Origin of the sequence: Halobacteriovorax sp. HFRX-2_2 (genome assembly GCF_043196705.1) — a bacterium.
GTDB lineage: Bacteria > Bdellovibrionota > Bacteriovoracia > Bacteriovoracales > Bacteriovoracaceae > Halobacteriovorax_A.
On sequence record NZ_JBEBMT010000003.1, the window covers coordinates 319701 to 344694 of the forward strand.

25 protein-coding genes, 1 pseudogene and 1 riboswitch are annotated in these 24994 nt (G+C 37.8%); of the genes and pseudogenes, 14 read left to right on the plus strand and 12 right to left on the minus strand.

The annotated features are described in order from the left end of the window. Nucleotides 1-209 (minus strand): annotated as a pseudogene (locus ABMA79_RS11965) (lysine-sensitive aspartokinase 3); the annotation flags it as partial. Between the two features lie 105 nt (nt 210-314). Continuing rightward, a riboswitch (Lysine riboswitch) is annotated at nt 315-527 on the minus strand. A gap of 91 nt (nt 528-618) precedes the next feature. Here ABMA79_RS11965 and asd point away from each other — a divergent pair. From asd to ABMA79_RS11985, 4 genes are all read left to right on the plus strand, one after another. After that, nucleotides 619-1716 carry an aspartate-semialdehyde dehydrogenase gene (gene asd, locus ABMA79_RS11970; protein ID WP_393055625.1) on the plus strand — a complete coding sequence of 366 codons (1098 nt, stop codon included), beginning with the start codon at nt 619-621 and terminating at the stop codon, nt 1714-1716. Between the two features lie 7 nt (nt 1717-1723). Next, nucleotides 1724-2467 (plus strand): phytanoyl-CoA dioxygenase family protein, encoded by a 744-nt coding sequence (locus ABMA79_RS11975; protein WP_393092819.1) that lies wholly within the window; start codon nt 1724-1726, stop codon nt 2465-2467. A 91-nt stretch (nt 2468-2558) separates the two neighbouring features. Next, a complete protein-coding gene (locus tag ABMA79_RS11980) occupies nt 2559-4124 on the plus strand; it encodes a DUF1254 domain-containing protein (RefSeq protein WP_393092822.1) in 1566 nt (521 codons plus the stop codon). Nucleotides 4125-4393: 269 nt separating this feature from the next. Next, complete coding sequence (locus ABMA79_RS11985) at nt 4394-5200, plus strand: hypothetical protein (protein ID WP_393092824.1); 807 nt, start codon at nt 4394-4396, stop codon at nt 5198-5200. Here ABMA79_RS11985 and ABMA79_RS11990 read toward each other — a convergent pair whose 3' ends face one another. Further along, nucleotides 5201-6571 (minus strand): alanine/glycine:cation symporter family protein, encoded by a 1371-nt coding sequence (locus ABMA79_RS11990; RefSeq protein WP_392860677.1) that lies wholly within the window; start codon nt 6569-6571, stop codon nt 5201-5203. A gap of 140 nt (nt 6572-6711) precedes the next feature. Between ABMA79_RS11990 and ABMA79_RS11995 the strand changes: the two genes are divergently transcribed. Together ABMA79_RS11995 and ABMA79_RS12000 are read left to right on the plus strand one after the other, a co-directional pair. After that, nucleotides 6712-7578 carry a trypsin-like serine peptidase gene (locus ABMA79_RS11995; RefSeq protein WP_393092827.1) on the plus strand — a complete coding sequence of 289 codons (867 nt, stop codon included), beginning with the start codon at nt 6712-6714 and terminating at the stop codon, nt 7576-7578. 98 nt (nt 7579-7676) lie between these two features. Next, on the plus strand, nt 7677-11045 hold the full coding sequence (locus ABMA79_RS12000) for a hypothetical protein (RefSeq protein WP_393092829.1): 3369 nt from the start codon (nt 7677-7679) through the stop codon (nt 11043-11045). A gap of 10 nt (nt 11046-11055) precedes the next feature. Here the strand turns inward: ABMA79_RS12000 and ABMA79_RS12005 are convergent, their stop codons facing one another. Then, the gene (locus ABMA79_RS12005; RefSeq protein ID WP_393092832.1) at nt 11056-11886 is read right to left on the minus strand and encodes a MipA/OmpV family protein; all 831 of its coding nucleotides are present in this window, start codon (nt 11884-11886) and stop codon (nt 11056-11058) included. Beyond that, entirely contained in the window at nt 11841-12965 is a 1125-nt protein-coding gene (locus ABMA79_RS12010) for a DegT/DnrJ/EryC1/StrS family aminotransferase (RefSeq protein ID WP_392860684.1), read from the minus strand. The genes ABMA79_RS12005 and ABMA79_RS12010 overlap by 46 nt, the downstream gene beginning before the upstream one ends. A gap of 203 nt (nt 12966-13168) precedes the next feature. Here ABMA79_RS12010 and ABMA79_RS12015 point away from each other — a divergent pair, with 203 nt between their 5' ends. The 3 genes from ABMA79_RS12015 (at nt 13169) to ABMA79_RS12025 (ending at nt 15350) form a co-directional block, all read left to right on the plus strand. Next, entirely contained in the window at nt 13169-14128 is a 960-nt protein-coding gene (locus ABMA79_RS12015; protein WP_393092834.1) for a hypothetical protein, read from the plus strand. A gap of 78 nt (nt 14129-14206) precedes the next feature. Next, nucleotides 14207-14710, plus strand: coding sequence for a hypothetical protein (locus ABMA79_RS12020; RefSeq protein ID WP_393092836.1), 504 nt, complete (start codon nt 14207-14209; stop codon nt 14708-14710). Nucleotides 14711-14786: 76 nt separating this feature from the next. After that, a complete protein-coding gene (locus ABMA79_RS12025; RefSeq protein ID WP_393092839.1) occupies nt 14787-15350 on the plus strand; it encodes a hypothetical protein in 564 nt (187 codons plus the stop codon). Nucleotides 15351-15633: 283 nt separating this feature from the next. On the opposite strand, the gene ABMA79_RS12030 is transcribed toward ABMA79_RS12025, so the two are convergent. From ABMA79_RS12030 to ABMA79_RS12050, 5 genes are all read right to left on the minus strand, one after another. Continuing rightward, the gene (locus ABMA79_RS12030) at nt 15634-16509 is read right to left on the minus strand and encodes a CPBP family intramembrane glutamic endopeptidase (protein WP_393092842.1); all 876 of its coding nucleotides are present in this window, start codon (nt 16507-16509) and stop codon (nt 15634-15636) included. Further along, a complete protein-coding gene (locus tag ABMA79_RS12035; protein WP_393092844.1) occupies nt 16506-17300 on the minus strand; it encodes a hypothetical protein in 795 nt (264 codons plus the stop codon). The genes ABMA79_RS12030 and ABMA79_RS12035 overlap by 4 nt, the downstream gene beginning before the upstream one ends. 76 nt (nt 17301-17376) lie before the next feature. Continuing rightward, complete coding sequence (locus ABMA79_RS12040) at nt 17377-18240, minus strand: trypsin-like serine peptidase (RefSeq protein ID WP_393092847.1); 864 nt, start codon at nt 18238-18240, stop codon at nt 17377-17379. Between the two features lie 184 nt (nt 18241-18424). Continuing rightward, nucleotides 18425-18703: a hypothetical protein gene (locus tag ABMA79_RS12045; RefSeq protein WP_393092849.1), complete on the minus strand. Its 279-nt coding sequence runs from the start codon at nt 18701-18703 to the stop codon at nt 18425-18427. A 118-nt stretch (nt 18704-18821) separates the two neighbouring features. Next, nucleotides 18822-19256 carry a hypothetical protein gene (locus ABMA79_RS12050; RefSeq protein WP_393092852.1) on the minus strand — a complete coding sequence of 145 codons (435 nt, stop codon included), beginning with the start codon at nt 19254-19256 and terminating at the stop codon, nt 18822-18824. A 109-nt stretch (nt 19257-19365) separates the two neighbouring features. Here ABMA79_RS12050 and ABMA79_RS12055 point away from each other — a divergent pair, with 109 nt between their 5' ends. Beyond that, a complete protein-coding gene (locus ABMA79_RS12055) occupies nt 19366-20250 on the plus strand; it encodes a LysR family transcriptional regulator (protein WP_393092855.1) in 885 nt (294 codons plus the stop codon). On the opposite strand, the gene ABMA79_RS12060 is transcribed toward ABMA79_RS12055, so the two are convergent. Then, a complete protein-coding gene (locus ABMA79_RS12060) occupies nt 20239-20697 on the minus strand; it encodes a hypothetical protein (protein ID WP_393092858.1) in 459 nt (152 codons plus the stop codon). The genes ABMA79_RS12055 and ABMA79_RS12060 overlap by 12 nt on opposite strands. A 321-nt stretch (nt 20698-21018) precedes the next feature. On the opposite strand from ABMA79_RS12060, the gene ABMA79_RS12065 reads away from it, so the two are divergent. After that, the gene (locus tag ABMA79_RS12065) at nt 21019-21612 is read left to right on the plus strand and encodes a LemA family protein (RefSeq protein WP_393092861.1); all 594 of its coding nucleotides are present in this window, start codon (nt 21019-21021) and stop codon (nt 21610-21612) included. Next, nucleotides 21612-22481, plus strand: coding sequence for a hypothetical protein (locus ABMA79_RS12070; protein ID WP_393092863.1), 870 nt, complete (start codon nt 21612-21614; stop codon nt 22479-22481). The genes ABMA79_RS12065 and ABMA79_RS12070 overlap by 1 nt, the downstream gene beginning before the upstream one ends. Before the next feature lie 11 nt (nt 22482-22492). Here the strand turns inward: ABMA79_RS12070 and ABMA79_RS12075 are convergent, their stop codons facing one another. Next, nucleotides 22493-22927, minus strand: a complete 435-nt coding sequence (locus ABMA79_RS12075; RefSeq protein WP_393092865.1) for a thioredoxin family protein — start codon at nt 22925-22927, stop codon at nt 22493-22495. 157 nt (nt 22928-23084) lie between these two features. Here ABMA79_RS12075 and ABMA79_RS12080 point away from each other — a divergent pair, with 157 nt between their 5' ends. Next, a complete protein-coding gene (locus tag ABMA79_RS12080; protein WP_393092867.1) occupies nt 23085-23810 on the plus strand; it encodes a hypothetical protein in 726 nt (241 codons plus the stop codon). Here the strand turns inward: ABMA79_RS12080 and ABMA79_RS12085 are convergent. Then, a complete protein-coding gene (locus tag ABMA79_RS12085) occupies nt 23803-24570 on the minus strand; it encodes a lysozyme inhibitor LprI family protein (RefSeq protein WP_393092870.1) in 768 nt (255 codons plus the stop codon). The genes ABMA79_RS12080 and ABMA79_RS12085 overlap by 8 nt on opposite strands. 100 nt (nt 24571-24670) lie before the next feature. On the opposite strand from ABMA79_RS12085, the gene ABMA79_RS12090 reads away from it, so the two are divergent. Then, nucleotides 24671-24979 (plus strand): hypothetical protein, encoded by a 309-nt coding sequence (locus ABMA79_RS12090; RefSeq protein ID WP_393092873.1) that lies wholly within the window; start codon nt 24671-24673, stop codon nt 24977-24979. Nucleotides 24980-24994: the final 15 nt, after the last annotated feature.

Here is a 24994-nt window from a genome sequence, read left to right on the forward strand (position 1 = left end):
ATCAACTCATTAACTCGGGCCTCATCACCAGCAGGTGCTTTCTTTGAGATCTCCACAAGCAGGTTCGTAACACCGTAGACGGCCGAAACGACGACCATATTGGCGCCCTTATTGACACTAATCTGTGCACTACGAGTCATGGCCTCTAGATTTGCCATGGATGATCCACCAAATTTCGCAACAATAACTTCATTTGTTTGAGTTGACATAAGTCTCCAAAGTAAAAACGTTTAAAGTTTTAAAATTAAGATAATTGTATGTAGGAGAATAAAGAAATGCAAAAAACATCTAGCTAAAAGAAATAAGCTAACATTTGCATTTGAAGCTCTCCACATAACTAAATCCTAATTTCGTTAATTAAAATTTACTATATGACAGTCCTAAGGCTTCTCCCTTAGTGACCAATAAGACGAGCTGCACACTCAGGCCTTATTTCGGCAATATCCCCATTGTGTTGACTGATAACGGACTAAAATAGTTGTGCACCCTTATCAACACGCTCTGAACACTGCGCCTCTTCAATTGAAATTAATTGTAGTGGATAGACACATTGATGTCTATACATTTATAATTTTGGCCATAATTAAATAAAAAAGGCCGTAGCCTGTGGAGATACATATGAAAAAAGTAGGAATTATTGGTTGGCGTGGAATGGTAGGTTCAGTTCTTTTAGAACGAATGGAGAGCGAGGGAGACTTTGCCAAGATTGATCCTTATTTCTTTTCAACTTCTCAAGCAGGACAAGCTGGGCCACTTCTTTACAATGCGACCCACACTCTTAAGGATGCAAATAATATCTCTGAGCTTGCAGATATGGATATTATCATCTCTTGCCAAGGTGGTGATTATACAAAGCAAGTACGCCCAGAGCTAGAAAAGGTAAATTGGCCAGGCTTTTGGATTGATGCCGCTTCGGCAAAGAGAATGGATGATGACTCTCTAATCATTCTTGATCCAGTAAACCGCGATATAATTGATAAGGCCCTTAACGATGGAATTAAAAACTTCGTAGGCGGAAACTGTACCGTTAGTTTAATGCTTATGGGAATTGGAAGTCTCTTCCAGGAAGGCCTTGTTGAATGGATGAGTACAATGTCTTATCAAGCAGCTTCAGGTGGTGGCGCTCGCCATATGAAAGAGCTTCTAACTCAAATGGAAGTCATTGGAAATATGGCCAAGCCTCTAATGGATGGGCCAATTCTACAACTCGATCAAAATATCTCAAATCTCTTAAAAAGCAATGAACTTGATAGTGATTGCTTTGGTGTGCCTCTAGCACTTAACTTAATCCCTTGGATTGATAGTGCTGTCGAAGATGGCCAGACACGCGAAGAATGGAAAGCATTTAGCGAAACAAATAAAATTCTTGGACGATCAGAGAACCCAATTCCTATTGATGGAACATGTGTAAGAGTTGGTGCATTGAGGTCACATTCTCAAGCTCTAACAGTTAAGCTTAATAAGTCTGTTGATCTAAAAACAATTGAGGATATGATAAAGAACTTCTCAGAGTATACTGAGTTTGTTGAAAACACACCTGAGGCCACTCGTGAAAAGCTTAATCCACGCTATGTTTCAGGAACGCTTAAAACGACGGTTGGCCGAGTTCGTAAGATGCACATGGGGGATGAGTACCTAAATATCTTTACAAGTGGTGACCAACTTCTTTGGGGAGCAGCAGAGCCATTAAGAAGAATGCTTAATATCGTGCTATAATAGATTTATGGAATTAGATTATAATAAATTAGTTAAAGATTTTTATGAAAATGGCTTTTGCATTGTCGAAGGCCTTTTTGATTACTCTGAGATAAAACGCATCAAGCGCTCTTTTGATAACCTATACGAGGCATCTCAAACGATTGATGAAACGCAGATGCTAAAGCTAGCACAATTCGTTTTTGATAAGAGTGCTCTAAACCGTATCGTTTGGTGTGGTGGTTATGATGAACATCTTCTTGATATTGGTGCTGACAAGAAAATCTTAAGTGTTGTGAGTAAGATTTTAGAATCAAACGAAATGGTTCAACTTATTAATCAGGCACACTTTAAGTTACCGGGACAAATTGTCGAATTCAAGTGGCATCAAGATAGTGAACATCGTCGTTATGGTACGGAGATGTGGGAAGATGTCGATGGGCGTGGAAGCTACGTTCAAACTGTTATGGCCATTGATGATATGAATTCTCTTAATGGGCCTCTTAAGTTCATCCCAAAATCACATCTTCAAGGTCATCTTAATTATAAAGAAGACCCAAGTATTATTGATGAACTTCTTGAAAAACTTCCAGCTATTGATCTTAAACTCAAGGCCGGAGATGTTGCCTTCTTTGGGCCATATACATTTCACTCATCATCACTTAATAAAACAGATTCACCTCGAAGAGTTTTAATTAATGGTTATGCACAGCCAGGTGCCAATAAGAGAGAGTATCCTGGAGCTGGTTATGGAAGGCGTCTTACACTTTAAGTTTTTAACTTTAATTCACGATTATTAAGTTCATCGCTATCTTCCTTGCGCTATATTGTGACTAAGCACACAATAAAACGAGGAAATAGCGATGAGCAAATCAAGTTATCAAAAGTATCTTTTTCCTGCCTTAGGGGTAGTCCTTGCTATCTCTTGGATATCGACTGTTACTTATCTTGTACAAACAAATACTCCTGAAAGTTATCGAACGCACCTTTCTCAAGCGGCCATTGATAAAATCTACTATGGAAAGGAACGTGGTGGTGGCGAGAGATCAATTGCTTCTGTTCCGGTTAAAGATGACCCACTTTTAAAAGAGGCCTATTCACTTGGTTTAAATGCTTATCTTTGGGGTTCAACACTTGTGCGAATGGAAAATATCGCACGCACTTATACAGACGTTACTCAGAAGCAGCCAGAGACAAGTTACCGTGCTCCATTAAACGAATTCGGCCACTCGAGACGCTTGCCTGGGCCAACTGATACAGATATGCCAACGGCCAATCAAGACACGCTTTATTCAAGTGCTGTCCTAGACTTAAATCAATCGCCAATGGTTCTCTCTGTTCCAGCAATCAAGGACCGCTACTATGTGATTGATGTCTTCGATATGTGGCATAACTTAATAAAGTATGTAGGGACGAGAGCAACGGGTACGAATGCACAGAAGTACTTAATTGTGGCGCCAAATACCAGTGAGATGTACAAGAACAACAAAGGCCTTTCTGGGCTCACAATCATTGAGTCACCAACATCTAAAGTTTGGCTTTGGGGACGCACACAGATTCTGAAGTCAGATGATATGGATAAGGAACTTGCAGAGGTTCATAAGATTCAGGATAATTATAAGCTTACTGAACTAGATGAATACTTGGGAAATAAAAAGCGAGTGCGTATTTATCCGCTGGAAAAGCGCATTGGAAGTGATAGTGATCCGCTAAGATTCTTTCAAGAGCTTGGAGAGTATATAAAGGTAAATCCTGTTACTGATAAAGAGAAGGCCCTATTTGGACAATTTAAAAAGATTGGCCTTACTAAGGACGGCTTTAAGAAAGAGATGCTGTCACAGGCCGTTCAAGATGTCCTAGTGCAAGTGTTAAATGATGGCCCTCAAGTCGCGGCCGCACAAATCAGAAACCCTGCTAATACGAAATTTGCCAATGGTTGGAGCTATGTCTTTGGTCTCGATAATTTTGGGGATGATTATGCGCTTCGCTCGATGGTTTCCCATCCATACCTAGGTGGGCAAGGCGAGAAAGAGGCCTTATATCCGCTGGCAGAGGTCGATATAAAGGGTAATAAGCTTACGGGTTCTAAAATGTATCGAATTCGCTTTAAGAGTGAGCCTAAGGTTGGAGCATTCTGGTCTGTCACAGTATATGATAGCGTTAGCAAAATGCTCATTAAGAATGATCTCGAACGTTACTCATTAAATAATAGCAGTAATCTAACTAAGAAGTCTGATGGGTCGTTTGACTTATATCTTTCAAATCGTATGCCTATGGATGAAAAGCAGAAGGCCAATTGGCTGGCAACTCCAAAAGGGAATTTCTATGTCATTATGAGATTATATATTCCATCAAAAGAGATTCTCGATTCAAAATGGAAGGTTCCAGGAATAGAGCCTGTTGAGCCAAAAGTGATCTCGATGAAATAGGTGGTGTTATGGTTTATAAGAATTTTTTTAAGATCAGAAATACTATCCTATCAGTCGTGGCCATCATCTTATGGGTGGCCATGATTACTTATATGATTGTAGAACGCGATAAGCTCGATCGCGAACCTGCGTCGGCTTCAGAAAAACAACAAGAGAAGCGAAAGCCCAAGCCTCATAGCCTCTATCGTAACTAATGACTCATTTTTTTACACCTATGTAGAAATGTTAGAATCTTCAAGAAGAACGCTAGGTTTTGTTATATTTGGCCTATGCGTTTCTTATTACTACTTATTCTATTCTCAATATTCAGTGTGAATTATTCCTATGCTCAGGATTATGGCCTGCTTGATTTTGATAATGGAGTGTTGTCAAAGAGAAACGTTGATAATTACCTAAGGCCATTTCAAACAGATGGTTGCTCATCAATTTCACCTCAGGGAACATTTAATGCTCCTAAACTGTGGCAACACTGCTGTGTCGAGCATGATGTTAGTTACTGGATGGGTGGAACTCTAATGGAAAAAATAAAAGCAGACGAAGAGCTCAAGCAATGTGTTTCAGATGTATTCTCGAGTATTTTTGGTAAGGCCATGCAGGTTGCAGTCTATATTGGTGGTAATCCATCATTTCACACAGGCTATGCTTGGGGCTATGGCTGGAACCATATTAGAGGCTATCACGATCTTTCAACACAGGATAAGTATGAGATCTCTAAAAAGATGCCTGAGGACCCACAAGGGCAAGAGATCGTTGAACTAGGTTTTGATAAAGAAAGAATTCCACTTAAGAATGATAATCTTTGCTTAGAAGAGGTGAATGATTTTCTTGAAAAGCGTATCAAGAAAAAAGTTAATATCAATGTCATTGAAGAAATCGATACATTCTTTTCCACTGGCTTCTTTATCGAAGCGGATAATTGCAAGGGAACAATCAGGGCCATTATGCGAAGAACTGTTAGTCATAATGACTGCCGTGATATTCCATTTGAAAACAAGTGGAGTCGAACAATTCGAAGTATTGAGGCCACTGGAGAGTGTGCTGAGGTTTACGGCGAACAACACACTCTTAGAAGGTAATTAAGCTTTCTTTCCAATATACTTGGCAAAATAATCATCCATCTTATGCTTAACCTTTGGTGCCAACCAAATTGTGGCAATCATATTTGGAATGGCCATTAGGGCAAAGCCAATATCCATCGCATTGACCATATCATCTGGAGCAGAGATTGCTCCTAGAAGTACTGTTGAAGCATAAAAGATTGCGAAGGTTAATCTTGCACCTAAGAGAGGAACTCCACCAAAGAGGAAATCCCAACACTTCTCACAATAATTTGAGCATCCGATAATTGTCGAAAGGGCAAAGAGGATAATTGATAAACCTAGTAAGTGAGATCCCATCACACCAAAATTCTTCACAAAGGCCATTTGAGTGATAAGAACGCCATTTGATTCTTGCAATTCTTGTGGAGTAAGTGAGCTTAAGATTACGATTGAAGTCATCGTACAAACGATAATGGTATCAATAAATGGGCCAATCATTGCCACGAGTCCTTCGGCCACTGGCTCGCTTGTTTTAGCATTTCCGTGGGCCAAAGGTGCTGAACCTACACCGGCCTCATTTGAGTAAGTTGCTCTTTTAATACCTGTCTTAAAGATGTGTACAACGGCCAGTCCTGAAACTCCTCCTGCGGCAGCTCGTCCATTGATGGCCTCATTAAATATGAGATAGAATACATCCATAACACTTGAAAGATTCATGAAAATGATGGCAACTGCACAACCAACATAGAGCAAGCACATCGCGGGAACAATTTTAGAAGTCGCCCCTCCAATTCTTCGAACACCACCCATAAGGATGTAGATGATCAAGAGTGCTGCTGCAATCCCTGTTATATAAGTTGGGATACTGTAATTGCTTTCAATGAAGGTTGCCATTTGATTGGTGTTAAAAATACCAAGGGTACCAATTAGGCCTGCCAGGGCAAAGAAGTAGGCCAAAAAGTGCATATACTTTGGAAGGGCCTCAATAATCGTATACATCGGTCCACCTTGGATTTCACCGTGGTGGTCATTTTTTCGATACATAACTGATAGAGTACACTCAAAGAATTTCGTATTCATCCCAATAAGTGCACCAACCCACATCCAAAAGATCGCTCCAGGTCCACCTTGAGAAATGGCCACAGCAACACCTGCAACATTTCCCATACCTACCGTAGAGGCCAGGGCATTTGTCAGGGCCTTAAAGTGTGAAATCTGTCCTTTACTCTCATCATCGTGAGCGTGGTGATACTTTCCTGCAATAAGCTTTAGCGCATGCATGAAGCCGGCAAGCATTTTAAAGCGAGAGATGGCCACAAGATATAAACCACCACCAACAAGCAACATAACTAATGGTAGGCCCCAGAGGATATCTACAGTTTGCGCAAGAAATACAGAAATATCCATATAATTCCCTATGATAATTGAGTAATAAAACTTATTTAAAATTTTTCCACAAAATGACATAAATGGCCAATTACTTTACGGCCCATTACGAGTTTACAAAATTAACTATAATTAAGGCAAAGGAATCTATATTGAGCGATATGAGATTAATCCTAAGCTTATGCTTTTTAACCATATTCTTATCTTGTCATAATCAAGATCGCGATCTTGTTACCATAACGTCAAATAAGATGATTTACGGTGAAGATAATCGCCGTGAAGTTAGTAAGAGTATAGTCTCAGATGCCACAGCGGCCATAATTCATAAAGATAACTTGGGACGCTTTGAGAGCATTCAAGAGCGCTCAAACTTATGTGCCTATGAAAGATTTGCCAAACAAAACTCAATTGGAGAATGTAGCTCCTTTCTAATTTCTAAAGATAAGATGATGACCGCTGGCCACTGTGTTTTTCTAAACGAAGGTGATCAGTATAGTTTTTGCGAAAACTTTGTTTTCGTTTTTGACTACACAAATGGAAACTCGAATTACAAGAAGGTTTATGAGTGTGAAAAGGTAACTCATATTCTCTTTGATGTGGAAGAAGAAGCGGATGTCGCTATTATTAAATTAAAAGAGGCCGTAGAGGATGTAAATCCCTTAAAGCTTTCAAATCATTTCCAAGAAGGGGAAAAGCTCTTAACTGCTGGCAGTCCTCTTGGTGCGCCTTTAAAATTAGTCGATCAAGGGCAAGTTGAATACGATAACGGCCAAAGCTTAGAGTATAATCTCGATGTCTTTGGTGGAAACTCTGGCTCTGCCATTTATAGTGTTGAGCAAAATGCTGTTATTGGAGTTCACACATTCGGTTCAGGCTGGTCTCTTGCAAGAGATAATGAAAATAATTGTATGCGCTATAATCGCTGCACACAAGACTCACAGGACCCTCAATGCATGAGTAAGGGCGGCTTTGCTGGTGGTATGCCAATACGTGAAGTTCCAGCTTATTTTCTCAATGACCTAAATTAATAAAGTTGGCACTCTAGTTGCATCATATACCCCTAAGAAATCATTGAGAGAGGTATAAGGTGTTCAAATCTAAATTTCTACTAGCAATTCTTTTGACAGTGACTATTTTTTCGACACAAGTGCTGGCCAGGCCAATGCACAGTGGACCGATCAATTCCCGCGGCGATGAAGAATGGGGAAATGAAGAAGCGCTGGTTTCACTTAAGTGGCCTCTTAAGTTTCTGCGCTATGATTTACAAGACCTTCTCGTTGGTGATGGAAAAGGAAGCTTTAAAGAAATTACGAAGATCGATCTCGATCCAATTAACCGCACATTTCACCTTGATGCCACTGTGATTATTCCAGACTCAATGCTCTTATCAATGGAAGACAAGGCCGGTGATAAGCTCTTAAATGAACATTCAATCTCACTCGTTCTAGGATTTCCTCCATATGTACGTGGCCAATATGTTGAGCTCAGTATTGAAAAATTTGTCTTAGATGACGTTGATTATACAAATGGTATGCATATTGTAACAAATGTAACGGCGGCGCTTTTAAGAAACCGAAGCCTGCTTAATTACTTTATGGCCGACGATAAGGCCCCAACAGATTATTCTGATGAAGATCTTTCAAAAGTCATTAAAGATTTATTTGATAATGAAGAAATCGTTTTAAAAGATAACCGAGTACGTCTGCGTTTTAACTTTATGAAACTCTCCGGCCTGACTCGTTACCGCGACCTTGAGAATCTTCAGGTTTGGTATATTGGGCCAAAGAAATTAAAAGGAACAAAGCAAGGGGCATCTTTCTTAATTGAAGGTGGAATTGGTAACCCTTCGCTAAGTTATATTAAAGGCGTTAAGGCAGAAGGAAAAGTTGCTGCTGATGAGCTTAAAAAACTCCGTGAACAAGAATATAAGACATATGGTTTTAATGCAGAGACAGAGCTTAGACTCTCCAAAATGCATTCAAGATTTTTAGAGGCAACAGGAATCTATAATTGGAATGATCGCGAAAGAATGATCATTAATGAGATACTAAAAACATCTATTGCAAAGGCGAGAAAAGCATTAAGCCTTAAGGATCTCTATTTTATTGATGAGCCACAGCTTGCTAATATTAAATTCTTTGAGCAAGCTGATGAGTTTCTAAGGGTTTCTATTGCGGATCTAAAGCTTAGACACGTTGTGGATATGGAAACTCGAAATGGAGGACGCAAAGGCCCAGAGATGCCATTTGTGAACTCTCGTATCTCACAAAATGCTGTCTCACAATTTACTAATTTCTTCCGCGACTTCAAACTGATTGATAAGGAGCCTCTATTTAAAGAATTAGATGTCGTTCTTGCTCCTCATTTACCTGGAGTAATCTTAAGAGGACGTGTCAATCTTGAACTTAATTCATTATTTGAAATGGGACTTGAAGGTGAAGGAATTGACTTTAATAATCCAGATATTCGCCTAGATAGCAAAACTTATGGAGACTCTGTTCCATTTGAGATTTCTCTTTATACGTATATGAGAGATAAAGGTGTTCTAGAGCTTGATATTAAGGATGCAACTCTTGGTAGCGGCCAAGGGCGTATCCATCTAACGCCTAAGACAGACAAGGGATACTTTCTTGAAGAGTTTACGAAGCTTGCCACAGCAAATATCCTAAAGACTTACCTGATTAGTGATCCACTTGCGACGAAAGAAGACGAAGTTGTTGTTGATGAAGCCGAAGTAAAAAGAAAGCTTATTGAAAAGTTAGAAAGCTTCAAAGAAAACTTTCAGCGTACTCAGACAGTAAAGACTGAAGAACAAATCATTGCTGTTAAAAAGCTTGATCTTCAAAGTCCATTTAATTCGATTCCTGAAGAGATGACTGAAGAGAATCTTGTGGAGTTCTTTAATAATATTTTAGGAATCGATCGTCGCACAGGAAGACTTCAGATTAACTTAGACCCAACAATTCTAAGTGAAAAGATTCTCTATGCTCAAAATAATGTTCAAGTTTGGAATATTGAGCCGATCTTCGATAAATTAATGGATAAGACCTATATTGATCTGGCCATTGGACACGGAGTAAGAACAAAGGATTTCTTATCTCATATCTATAGTCGTCCAGAAAAGAAAGATAGCTTAAACTTTGTGGGAACGACAGGTGACCTAAATAACGAAGGCCCTACTGATTATTCATTTAAGATCAATCTTAGAGAATTTGAATCAATGGTTAACTCAATTCTTACGGCCTCTATTGCGCCACAAGTGAAGGATGCAAAGGCACAACTTTCTGCCCTTGAAGAAGGAAGCGTAAATATCCTTGAAGATCTAACGGTAAGATCACAGGGTGATAATCAGCTATACTTATCAATCGCCCTTAATCAAGTTGAAAAGAAGAAGCGCTGGTTTGGTGCAAGAGTCTTTAATAATATCTTTGGCAACGAAGACAAGAATTTTGTTATTGAAAATAACCGCTCATCAATTAGTGCCAGAATCAAGCTTCATGCTGTGGACTTAAAGGATTATAAGAAGGATCTTCTTGAAAAGAATGAAGATGAGATCTTTTTAGGAAATACACTCCTTAAGATTGAGCTTGAATCAATTGGTCGCACGGCCAAGAATGCTGAACTATTTGGATCAATTTTAAATGCCATGATAGGGGATGTGAATTTAAAGAATGGTATCGTAGGCTCAAACCTTAAAAAGCTTGTTCTAAAGATTGCAGGCCCAATGCTAAACCCTACAGATGAAAGAAATGGAAATGCAACTCTTGCAGGTTTCGCTCTTAATAATTATCTAAAAGTCTTTACGACGAAAAAAGATATCTTACTACAACTAAACCCACGCCTTGCAGGCCCTGTATGGGATCTTCTTCTTGTGCAAGATCAAGACTTCAAAGGACGCAAGATTGGTATTGGGATCGATTACCCAAGTGAGACAATAAACTTTGACTTTAAGATGGTCTTTAATCCATCAACAGTTGATAAGCATGAGCTTTACCTGATCATGAAAGAGGCAAATGAGATCTCTCAATCTGTGAAAGATGGAAAGCTTAAGACGCCAGCTCATTTCTTAATGGCATATGATCGTCTCTTTTATAATAGTGACATCACAAAGCTTTCACTAAAGCATCGTCTTATGAAGGTTATTAATAGCTACAATGCACTTTCAGTCTTAAATGACGAGGACACTCATGCAGATAATTACTCAACAACAGGTGCCGAGCTTATGCAAATTGCAACTGCTGCAAAGGTCTTAAGAGACGCCTTAACGAGAATAAGTGATCTTAAGCATCCTAGTAGCGTTAGCTCTTATGCAGATAATGCACACAGAGTTTTAGCTGAACTTGATGAGCGTTTTATTGGGCCATATTACCGCTTATATAATAATCGTTATAAGAAGAATAACCTTAAGATTATTAACGGTGATATCACAGACTGGACGCTTTATATCCTACCTGATGCACTCTTTGCACAGAAGGCCTTTGAGTTTCTTGACTAGATTTAAGTATCTAGCGAGTAGACTCTCCAAGAATATAATTTAGACCTAGAAAAATACTTTCACGATAGCCTCTTTTCGTTAAGGGGCTATCTTCTACCGCAGAAGAATACTTCGTGTACGAATAGAAGCTATTAAGCACGTATTTCTTGCCAATAGGGTAATTTAGGATAAGCCTAGCACTTAGCTGATGAGAGGCCCCTGGAGTATATTCAGGGCGATCTGCGCGTGCTTCAGCACTCGAGACACCAAAATAGTAACGGCTCCAATTGTCACTGTACTGAGAGTATGTGATACCTGGAATAAGGACAATCTTTTCACCTTTCCAAGGCTCAATTGGAAATGCCTTAGAGACTGATACGTAGTACTTGCTGGCCTCTGAGCGCCCACTGATATCGTGAGTATAGCTAAATCTTGTCATAAACCACTTAGATGGCAGAATGAATGTTAGACCTAGATCAAGAGAACGATCACGCTCTTTTAGCCCATCGTTATATGTTCCGGCCTCGGCCTCGACTTTGTTGAAGTCTGGAGTTAGGGTTAGGCTTGTCAGGGGAAATAAACGAAAGCTTGCCGCGATTCCGCGAAATGAAAATCTCTTATAATTGTAATTAATTGAAGGAACGACAGGAATGTCGAATTTATCTCCAACTTTATAGAGTGAAGAAGAGAAACTTGTTCCAAGACCTACTTGATTGGTAGGTGCTGGCCTCTTACTTCTTTGCCTTTCTAATTCGTTGATCCTTTCGGTTCTCCCATTAGAAAAAGCAGGGGCCGCAATAACGGCCCCTAGTATGATTATTTTGAAAAATAATTTTTTACAACTTGGCAAACGTACTCGCATTCTTCTTCCGTGATATAGGCGAAACATGGCAGGTTTAAAACTGCTTTACTAATATAATCGGCATTACCGTGATCAATTGATCCAACACTGTGTGCAGGAGCACCTTCTTGCTTGCTCATGGCACCTGGATAAATTGTCCCAAATCCTACATTTGCTTCCTTAAGAGCAGCTGTAAGTCCATCTCTAAGCTCTGGCTCAATAAGAGCAACACTACAGTAACCGTTTTCACCTACGTGAGAAGGAACTGATTGCATCTTAAGAGGCAGGCCCTGAAGATTTTCTTGGTAGTACTTAACTGCCTTACGACGAGAGTCAAGTCTAGCATCGATATGCTCAAGCGATAGGTTTAGAAATAATGCTTCATAAGCACCAATTCTTGAGTTCCAACCAATTAGGCCGTGGCTATAGTGACTTGTACGCCCATGATTAATTAGCGTGCGACAAGTATTGATAAGAGTTTCATCGTTTGAAAAGATTGCTCCAGCATCTCCAGAGGCCCCAAGAACCTTTGCAGGGTAGAAGCTTGTCGTTGAGATCTTAGCAGTTCCTAGAATCGACTCTCCATTGATTGTCGTCCCATAGCACTGAGCACCGTCTTCAATTAACATAACGCCATTTTCTTCAGCAATTTGTCTGATTTCCATCGTATCTGGACATGCCCAACCGTATAGGTGAACAAGAATAGCGGCCTTTGGCTTAAATTTCTCAACTGCTTCCTTGAAAGTTTCCTTATCCCAGTGAAGAGTTTCGCGACTAACGTCTACTGTTGCAGGGTTTGCACCTACGTTTACAACGGCCTCAAAAGTCGCCCAAAACGTCATATCAGGAACAAGAACAACATCGTTCTTTTCAACGCCACTTGCTCTTAGAGCAATTTGGATCGCATCTGTTCCATTGGCACAACCAACTGAATACTTAGCTCCAGTCTTAGCTGCTAGCTTCTCTTCAAGCTTATTAACTTGAGGTCCACCGATAAATTGTGTGTTATCAAATAAAGTTTCAACGCCTGAAAGGAATTCTTCACGAAACCCGTCTTCAAAGCGATTTAAAGTAATAAATGGTACGCCGTTTACTGACATATTTCCTCGCATTTTTAAGTAATTAGACACATTATAGGGGAAAGAATATGACTTAGGAATAGCGAATATTGTTAAATTTGAGTCAATATAAGGGGCAAAATAGGGGATTTTAGGCACTATTTAAGATCAACAAAATCTGTACACCACTATATATAGATTTCAACATTACTCATTGCGTTCAGATTATCTGCTATATAAATAAAATGAAAACAATCCTACTTGTACTTACTTCACTAATGTCAACTAATTTACTTGCCTCTGGTGTGATCACTTCAGAGGGAGAGTTTCGTGAGGTCATCGAGAGTGTCCTAAGTATCTACGACCAGCAATTACCACAGGGAAAGAATCGCCAAGTCGATATTAATTGGGAATCCAAAACCCTAAATGCATCAGTTGGTTATAAGAGACACTCAGAGTCTGTACGCTTTAGTTTTCACGGGGAGTTTGTTCGCAAAAACAAGCTTACAAAAGATGCTTTTGCCCTTATTGCATGTCATGAGGTTGGCCATATTATCGGTGGTCATCCGAAAGTGATGCCAACTCAAAAATACTCAAGTGAGGCCCAATCGGATTACTTTGCGACTAATGAATGCTTAAAGAAATACTTTGCCTCAAATAGCTCTGATAACTTTGAGATGGCCGGTATTAGCGCTGAGAACCTTTCTGAGTGTAAACAAGATAAATCATGCCTAAGAGGCCTAAGTGCCATCAGAGATGCTTCTGTCATTTATCCCGGAAGCAATATCAATTCTAAGTCAGATCATGTTTCAAAAGTGACAATCTTTAATGATTACCCACAAAGTCAGTGCCGTGTGGACACACTAAAAGCAGGACTTCTAAATCAACCAAGACCGAATTGTTGGTTTAAGTCATATCAGTCCGAGCGCTACGAGTATCAGTATGACTATGAATATGAAGAGGCCCAGGGAGTCGCTGAGATTACCGAAGTAACAGCAACAGATTTCGGCTGTCATATTCGCACGAAATACCCCGATGTATGGATGGGAAGCTACTTAAACCCGCTATCTGAGAGTGAGCTTATGCTTAGAGGTGTACGCTACGTAGGGACTAATTGCAAGTATCAGGTAGGGGATACGCTTAGTGGTGCCATGACCCTATTTCGTGGGAATCTATACCTAAATTTAAACCCAACAGATAAGTAAATCTTAAGTTTTCTTAACTATAAAGTTCGCCTCCAATTGCATAATAATTGTTAAATATTATTTACAGTTGGGGGACAAATGAAGATTTTAACAAAAATCTCTATTGCATTAACGCTTATTTCAGCAGTTTCAACAATCGCAGCAACCGTAGACTTTGGAACGACAAATCACATTGCATTTCGTTGCCAAGTAGACATCTTTGAAAAGAAGGTCAATCCAGTCTCATATCGTGCTTATGCTGGACGTCTAATTAACTCAGTATTTCACGAGCAATATAATAATATCATGGGTCCAGACCTTAAAATGCTAATGGATTATGGCAATGGCCGCGCACTTTTTTCTAACGTTATTATTGGTGGAAATGGCTATTTGAAATGGTCTGTTGTTGAAACCGATGATCATGCAATGGATATATTAGATGCTAGATGGCCTATTTCGGCCCGTGTTCTATATAGTCAAAGACATTATGACCGCGCTAAAAATCGCAAATCGCTAGGAGAGTCAAACGACCACCTGTACCGCGTCGAATGTTTTGAAATCAAACAAGCACCAGGTGACGATGATATCGTAATTGGTGTCTAAAATAGTGATTGAAAAATCCCCTTCTTTTATGAAATAATTTTTGCTTACTTATTGTTTTATAAAAGAAGGATTTTTCATGAAACTTTCCCTAATCATTTTGTCAGCTATTTTTAGCTGTTACTCATACGCGCTAAATTTTGAAAATACGGTGCAAAATACCTATGAAGCTGCGACATTAATTGGTGGTGTTGGCATCAAATGCGACAACGGCTCAAATCAGGCCGTAAAGGCCTTCGGATGTAAAACACGACATCTATATCCCGTAAGATTTGAAGACTTCATTGTGGGGCAAAATTTAGAGGCCGATAAAATCGTCGTGTCATACACGGACGAAAAAGGCAGAAAAAAATCAAAAACTCTCCGTTACGATATGACTAGTCAGCGTACCAAAAAATCACTGAATCTTTGGCAGAAAAACTTGCGAAAAAAACCTGTGCTACACACGGGCAAAAATATCATAAAAATGAGCGCATATTTCAAAGGCCGTTTAGTTGAAGAAAAAACACACGAAATCTTCGTTGAAGACCTAGGCCAAGTTTCATGTGGATCACAGATGTTTATCTCACGTGATATGTCAGATTGTTTCTCAGCGGCCAGAGCATGTGAGAAGTTATATCAACTGACAAATTTCTGTCGCTAGAAATAATACGAAAAAAGTGACGTTCTAAAATGGATTCTAAGAGCTTCAAATAAATTACGCGACCAAGTTGTCGCGTTTTTTGTGCTAAAAATTGCCTAGGTGAACATAGCAAAAATTGGGGTTATAATCATTATCATAAGTTATAATATGGCTTTACCCCATATAACTGATATTATATGATATAAAATATTTTCCCCTTTTGTCACTATACCCATCTAATAAGATCTAAAATTACGCCTTAATTTAGGCATAAAAAAATACAACAACCCTTACCACAGAATCTCTATAACTGAACTCTTTGGCCTTGCCTATGTTGTTTGCTTGACTTCTTATTTTGCATAATTGTTATAACTATAAATGTTAGCCCAACCAAAATGCTAAATATCATTTCAATGTACTCACCAGTTTTTGGATTAGATGGCCTTATTAGATAAATACCTGAGACCGTATTGTTTATTCCGTGTAAAACAGCACAAACCCAAATTGAATTAGACTTTATTTTAAACCACCCCAGGGCAAAGCTCATAAAAATAATAATTAAAGGGAAAGTAATAAAAGTAGTCAGAAAAACGTTCTCTGCACCATTTACACCTCCTAGGTTTGCAGGAATATGCCAATATGCCCAAATCAATCCAACGAGAAGCGTTCCCTTTAAAAAGCCGTACTTATTAGTTAAAGTATCTTGTAAATACCCTCTCCATCCAATCTCTTCTCCAAGAGTGGCCATAATTGTTGTTGGAATAGTTCCAATTAGAATTGTTATAAATAGATTCAAAGCAAGGAATGAATATGACTGCTCACCTGTCCCTAGCATTAAACCAATCTTTTTAACTTCAGCTATTCTGGAAAAATCGGGACTCAAAACAAAGCTTTCGCTATTCCATGACCCTAAATCAAGCATATAAAAACTTAGCTGTGACAGGATGTATGGCGTCAGTGCAACGATAGGCGTGAGTGCCATATATTTAAAAGAAAAAACTCTTAGATTTTTAATAACGTCTTTAGCTTCTTCACCAACTCCCAGTAGGCCAATCGCAGGAGTCCACATCGCTATAATTAGGAATAAACTATTCTTATAATAAAGAAATAATCCCTGACAAAGAAAACCACTAATAAAAGTAATTAACAAAAATTTAAAAAGCTTCTTATCTTTAATCATAGAACCTGAGTAACCATATTGCATCGAACAAACCCTTTCTTCAGATTTTCTTTCAATTTTTTTGTACTAACTAAATCTGTTACTGAAGAATTATCTTCAGCATATTTAACTGCACAGCGGGTAACTTTCTCTCCTTGTGACTTACAAAGAGCTGCAGTATCAAAAAATTGAGTAATAAGTTTTCCAAATGATGATTCGTTAGAGATATTTCCGACACACTTCACTGTTTCATAATCATACTCATGGCATAACATTAGATTGTAATTAAAACCGTAAGTCGAAAGAAGTGAGCTCGTCGTAACTGCACATTCAATAGTTTCACCTGAATACTTCTTACAAGTTGCTAAATTATCCTTAAATGAATTAGGTATCCACACTGAGTTATTATCAGATAAATCTAATGAGCAGTTTATATCTTCTTGGCGCTCGTTTACGCAGTAGCTTACAGCTTCTTTGATATTTAAACTTGAAACTTTTTTATTCAGGTCTTTTCCGCACTCTAGTTGATCACGTGTGTAATTTAAGCATAATTCAATACCCGCTTTAATATCTCGTGGTGATAGATCTACCCCACACTTTATATTTTCAATATCTAGTGAATATTCTCGGCAGAGATTAAGCGCCTTTACTTGGGAAAGTTTCGTGTTACTTGCTGTGTTTTTAAGGATTTCAATTGAGCAATCAAATTGTTCCTGTGTTACCTCGTTTACACTTGAACAACTGTCTTGTGCTACGATACGCATCGAAAATAGTAATAAAATTGTAACTATAGAAAATTGCATAATTTTCATGAAACACTCTCCTAATGATAAACATTTAGAGAGTGATACTATTTTTATTGAAGTAGATAAATACGACCTATAATAATTACTTTCCTTTGATAGTGAATTTCATCCATTTTTTATCAGGAACTCCACCATTTATGATTGTTTGAAAGTCTTCGAGTCTAGAGTTTGTGATCTTTGCACCAAGATTAATCGAAGGCAACTCTGAGCTAACGATACCAAATACTTCATAATCATGAGAATTTTGGTTGTATCTAAGAAGTGGCCCTCCAGATTGACCTAAATAAGTATCACACTCAAACTTAATACTACTTCTATTAAAGAAACGATTATTAACCTTACAATCTTTTTGAAAGTACTGAGTTCCTATTATTAGATCACCAGGATAACCAATTGTCAGAATTTCATCAGTCTTTTTTGTGGGTCCATCAGCTGTCATCTGAAATTCACCAAGTAGCCTACCAGCAGATTCACCCCGAGAATTCTTTTTGATTTTTAAGATCGCAATATCAGTATTAGGATCTACTGTTTCTAAATCTTCTTCGAAATATTCCTTTAGAATATAGGCTTGAGTAACAATGAAGCCACCTTCGGGCGTACTTTCACTCGTTAGCTGCCCAGGATAAAAAATAGTATCAGTCTTAATGTATATTTTCAGACTCATAATACAATGAGCGGCCGTAATAACATAATCATCTGCAATGAGAGAACCTGTACATGTAGAAGTACTAACAGAATTCCTCAAGGGAATTGTTGAAACTAACTGGCCAACTCTATTGCTTAAACTGCGGGGGAGATTATTTGCACTTTCTCTTCTATCATCCTTACCTATAACACTATTACCTGCAATAATTTGATTTAAATTAGTATTGACGCTCTCTTTTCCACAGCCAGTACTTAAAATAGCAAGCGTAAGTAATGGTAGAATTTTTAACAACTTAGACATATAACTTCCTCAATTTTGTTAAATAATAGCGTATTACATGATTACAATGATATCTATTGAAGCTTTTACTGGTGCTGTTTAATTAATATACGACCACTCTCCTTACCAAGAGCGCTTTATTAGCGATAAAAAAAGCAGAGAAAAATCTCTGCCTTAAATATATCGTTTAGAATTTTATTTCTTTCTATTTACACACATCAATCGAACGATATTTCTCGTAGTCTGAATAAGCATCACCATAACTCGAGTAGCATTTTGCGTTTAGTGCATTCTTCTTGATTGAACCATCGCCGGCTAATGTAAAAGCAATAATTCGGTACTCATCACAAGTGTATCTACCTTCTACGGCATTCATAGCATTACCTTCAAAAATTCCACAATTTAATGGAAATTGGTTAAGCGCCTGACTTGCAACAACGTTAAGTGCACAAAATGTCGAAATTAAGACTAATAATTTTTTCAAGTGGGACTCCTATTAACTAAAATTACAATATTTTATTTACTATGCCAGAATTCCTCATCCCAAAGACCATATTTGTAATATATTTAACTATGTCCATAAAGTTAACGGCCTGTCTCCCCTACAAATTCTTAAGCTCAATGCCAGTATATCCATTGAAATCTATATTCATTACGTATTGGTTTCGTGTGACATATTCGCGGTAATCATCACAGTCATCATAAATTTCAATTTCTACTTCATTGAATTGTGCAATCAACTCCAGTGATTCATCTAATTTGTTAGTGATGAAATCATAAGCTTTTTGCGCTAGCGAAGGCTCCATAAATTTCGACTGAAAGAAGACCTTTTCATCATTAACTTGTGCCCAAAATACGATATTTGAAACATTAGTGTAGACGCTCTTGATCTGCAAGCTTTCACGATAAACTTTGGCCGTTGTGAGATACCCTGGTCTAATTGAAACTATATACTCATTATAACCAAAACAGCCTGATGCATATGCATTTGTAAAAGTTATTAAATTTACAATAAATAAAGCGGCCAAAACCTTCATAAACTCTCCTATTAGTTACAAGTTGAAGTATTTATAGTTGAAACCACTCAATAGATATAATATATAATAAACATAATTATCATTCTTAATATGAATAATAGGAAGTCTTATGGAATTAGGTCATTTGAAACATTTCTACTATGTCGCTAAGTATGGAGGCTTCACAAAGGCGTCTAAGAAGCTCTACGTCCAGCAACCATCGATTAGTAAAACAGTGGCCCTATTAGAAGATCAGCTTGGTGTGAAACTCTTAAACCGTGAAAAGAGAAAGACGACCCTCACTGATATTGGCCAAGAGATCTATGCCAAATGTGACCTTATTTTTAAAACCGTTGAGGATATCGAAAATATAGCTAACGACGGAAAATTTGAATGCTCAGGTCCTTTAAAATTTTGTGCCAGTGAGCCGATCTCAGCACATTTTGTCCCAGGAATCTTAAAAGAATTCCTTAGTGAATATCCGCAGGTACAACCAGCGTGTTTTACAAGTTTCTCATCTGACTTATTTAATAAAATTGAAGACGGAGAGTTTGAATTTGGACTCTTTTTTCATACGCCAGAGATGGCCAAATACGCCCACAAACTTGAATTGGAGGAAGTTGCATCAATCCCCTTTGATTTAGTTATTAAGGCCTCTGAGCATAAGAATTTGGACGTTATACGATCATTCATTGGCTCACGTGAAGTGGATGATGTGACAACGAAGAAATACCCGACAATTTCAAAGATGAATAAGGACTATAAGAACGTTAAGATTACAATCTCATCAAACAGCTTAACGTCACACAAGGAAATGGTCTTACAAGGCCTTGGGGTTTCAATCCTTCCGTCAATTATGGTTGAAAAAGAAATCAAAGCAAAAGAGCTTAAAAGATTATATCCAAAGGGGACATTTCACTTCCCTCTTAAGCTTGTCACAAAGAAGAATCACTTTCTTTCACGAAATGCACAGGCGTGGATTAAGTGCTTAAAAGAACAATTATCAATCATTTAAACAGCTTGAAATAACTTGGTAGCCAGCAAGAATGATATCAAGTCTCCAGGCCGATGTTCTGACAATCTTTATAACCTGCTTCTTATCTTCTTTGCTAAGCTCACAGTAGCCTGCACTCAGATAACAAGGAACGTGGTGAGAGATGGCCGTTTTCTTAAACTCTATACAACTAGACTCAGAAGAAATGTCATTCATGCCCGAGATTAGGCAGGCCTTAACATCCTGAATCCATTTCTTACCATCTTCAGAAAACTTCTCAACTCTAGAATCGAATTTATTGCAATATTTTTGCCCAAAGGCCAAGGGATAACCACGCTTTCCACATACTCGCTCCTTTTCTATACAGCTGTAATATGCACAGTCGTCGCTTAGATCAGCACAATCATTTGCAGCAAACGAATGCGTGGCCAAAAGAATGGAGAAAAAGGTGAAAATGATAGATTTCATAAGCAATAAGTAGCAAACTTCTCGTTGCTTAGTAAACTTAATGAAAAGTTTATAAAGGTAATCCTAATCAAGTGCCTTCCTTTATTGCTAGGCAGACAGGAATATAATTCCGTAGCATTTATAATTATCTAACAATACTTGTCTATGGGATATTAAGAGATTCATTAACTTTGGCCCATAACTAATCGTAATTTCACCTATCGCTTAAAACCCAATACTTCTAATGCATTTATTGTGAGTTATCTTCTTAAACCACCTCTTAAAAAATACATTATTTGAGATAAAATATAAGAAATTTTATTGTTTTCAATGGAGATTATAATGAGCGAATCGCTTACAATTTCACTTTATTTAACTGCTACTGTTACAGCTTTTTTGCTCCTATTCATGTGTGTTTCTGTCTACAACAACCTAATTGAAGTTTCTAAAGAGGTTAAGAAGTCCTGGGCAAATATTGATGTCATTTTAAAGCAGCGTTACGACGAGATCCCTAAGCTTATCGAAATTTGTAATCAGTATATAGAGCATGAAGTTGCGATGATAGATAGGATTATGGAATCTCGAGAGAAGTTGGTGGGAGCAGAAAATAGTCGCAAAGAAAAGATGAAGGCATCTGAAGAGATTTCAAATTCATTAAAAGGCCTTCTGGCCTTGAGTGAGGGCTATCCTGAAATTAAAGCAAATAATAATTTCATACAAATTCAAAACAAAATCTCAAAACTTGAAGATACACTTGCAGACAGACGTGAATACTACAATAGTTCTGTAACTATATATAATACACGAATTGAGCAAATCCCTTATGTATTCTTCACGCCAATACTAGGCTATAAAGAAGAGGTTCTTTTTAAAGTCAGTGAAGAAGAAAAGGCTTATCCAGAACTAAAGATTGATACACTTAAAAGGAATGCTTAATGTCTAAACCAGATAAGTATTCGACCTCTCTCATGGCATTTATTCTGGGAGGAAAACTTATATATGATTCATTAAAAAGCTTTAATGAATATTTAAAAATTAAAAGTATCCCTACCTCAAAAATTCGATCAGCAGCGATCGGTGAAAACGTTGAAATCCAAGGTAAAGTATATGGAGAAAATTCATTAATTTCACCCATAAATGGCATCGAGTGCGTAGCATATTACATAATAGTTGAAGAATATATTTCATATGGAAGATACGGACATTGGAAAGAAAGAGCACACATAAGCTCTAGCGCATTTTTACAGATAAAGAATGAGGGGGAAGAAGATCTCGCCCTAATTGATCTATACAGAAGTAATGGGCTTAAACATATCAATACCGATCATGTTTTTGTTAAAAGCGGAAATCTAGAATTATGTGAGAGGCAAAGGATTGTAGACCATCTTGATAATTTGAATCTTATTAATACAAAAAATCTCTACTTCAAAGAAGTTGTCTTTCTAAGTGGACAAAAGGTTTATGCGATTGGTTCATGTCAACCTCCCACTAGTTACAATTTACCATATGCTGAGCATTCTCTACTTTGTACAAAAGTTTGGCCATCATCTGACAACCCAAAGCTTTTTGAGTATCGAAATCTAATTAATGACATATCGGAAGAATACCTACAGGAACAATTAAACGAGAGCACCATATTACTAACTAAGGCAAAAGGCGGTAAACAAGTATTTGATCTAAGTTATGTAATTGTAGCAAAGGACCAAGAAGAGAATTTCGCAAAAAGGGTCAACCGTAGTTTTTACCTGAAAAATATTGGCGCTATTGCTTGTATTGTCGTTGGTATTTATATCCTCTTCTCATAAGAACAACTGTTTCACACAAAAAAGATAGCTAAAGCAAAGATTGCTAGCAAACTAATGACGATTGCTTCAAAGAAGTAGTTCTTCTTTGTCTCCGGTGCTTTAAACTCACCTGTTAAACGAAAGTGTGAATCGTTGATATTGTTTATCACGTATTGAATTTCCCCTAGGGGTGTAAGTCCTGTGAAGTCATAAAGAACCTCTCGGTTTTCACAAATGGCCGTGTATGGAACTCCACGAACACCAAAGTTATCCGCAATCTCAGGACTCTCCATGGTATTTACTTCATAAACATTCACTTCTGGGTTATTTTCATTTAGGGCCTCAAAGACAGGTGCCATTGATTTACATGGGCCACAGGTATCAGAATAAAACTTAATAACAAAAACGCCTCTTTCACTAGATACGACAGATTCAAAGTTTTCATTATTTATTCTTTTTATATTCATAAAAGCACCACCCTGATAAATTCAATCTTACTATAACCATTCACAACGAAATTTACAACAAACTTAGTTGGATATAACAACTTGAATCCAGGTGGCGTCCTCCTCCTATTTGAAGTAGAATAGTATTTTTAACCTAAATAAAGAAAAGGCATATATTATGAGAGGGACTTTCTTCTTAAAACCATTAGAGTTGAATTTAGAGCTTGCTGGCGAGAGCTGGCCCCAGGGCGACCAGATTAATGGAGAGCTTACGATTAAGGCCCATGGTGAAGCCGATCTATCAAAAATAGGCATCCACCTGTGTGAAGTGAATATAAAGAAGTTTAAGGCCAAGGACGAAGCGGCATTTAAAGTTATTGAAACAGTTGAAGCAAGCGGTGAGCAGACAAGTTTTAGCTTCAAGCTAGCTGAAAACTGCCTTATTACTGAGAAGGCCACTTCCCTTTATGTTATCTGTGGAGATATTGAAACACCATATGAGTGTGGCCATCTTCAGCTTGATATCCTTGCAAATAAGAATATTTTGAGCTTCATTGAGATCTTTGAAAATTTTCTTAAATTCAAATTTAAGCCTCTTAAAAATAAGGCCGGAATGATTCAAGCAAAAATCACTCCACCTGACATCAAAGACTGGACAAGTATTCAGGCCATGAATCTTGGAATGTCTTGTGTTGATAATAAGCTTTCACTCGACTTTGCTTTTAAAGTGAAGAAGATGTCATACGAAGGCGGCGCTGTGGAGACCAAAGAAGTTAAGATTAACAATAAAGTTGAGTTTAAGCCTAAGGATTATATCCTTTTTGAAAGTACGCTAAATCAAGACTTCATAACTGGAGAGTTAAACAAGGTACTCGACGAAGTTAGGTTTAAGCCGGTTATTTAATTTCTTTTGTGACTTTAACCCTTGTCCAATCTTTGCATTGAACGAAGCTCGATTTTGAAATCAAACCACTTCTTGAATCAATAGTGATGGCCTTTCCATCGCCAATATATTCATTCTTGGTTTTACTCTCAATTAGAACAAAAGACTTATCACCATATTCGGCCTTAATCGAATTATAGTAGCTCGTCTTATAGCTATTTATGACGATTTCAGCGCGGCTTTTCTCACAAATAAGGCCATAGGTTTCATGAGGTTTTAAAAGCTCCCACTTGGTTTGAAGATAAGAGATTCTATATTTGTAATTATGCTCAATACAAGAATAAAGATCCCTTGCTTTCCAACAATCATTACGTCCTTTGACCCAGCCCCTTTGCATGGCCTTAAGTCTCCTTAGTTCGGACTTAGAGTCAACATCTAGACCTTTCACGACTCGGAGTGAATCTTTGTAGACGATGGCCATATGACGATCAAGATTAGCAAGTTCGCTCTTTTCACAAATTAGAGTTTCGGCCTTATACGTCGCTTTTTGACAGTCAAATGTAGGGGCCATTGGCCCTGTGGCCTCTCGTGTCTTTGATATGGGAAAAGTGTACTCTTTATCTTTATATAAAACCTTACAGATCTTTTTATAGCACCCAAGATTCTTCACGACCTGTTTCTTGCCTTTGATTTCAACCTCAAGGAAGTCTGGCCCAGATGCTGTGGCAAAAGCGTTGTCATTGAAAAAGAGAACTAAACAAACAAATAATACTTTTTTCATTCCTATATTTTAACATAACTACTCGTACAGCTAGATGCTTTTTCATTTACATTTTCGATCTAACTATAGAGAATTAGAACAACACAATTACACAAGATTTATGAGACAATTACTATTACCTATTTTTATATCCCTTCTTACTCAGCAAGCTCTTTACGCATGTGAAATAAGTGTAGAAAACTTTAGCTTCGATTATGTCGAAGATATTTCACTTACTAGTGATGAATGTCGTCTTATTAATAATAGAGTCATTCAGCTAAAACAGGAGTTTCAACTGACAAATAAAACTCAAAAACAGAATCAAGAAAAGTATATCAGCAACTCCGAAACCCTGAGCCTTCAAGTACAACAACTTAGAACTAATAACCAGATCTTCGGACAGGTCTTAATCGGTAAGTTTTTACTTTAGGGGCGCCCCCTTTAA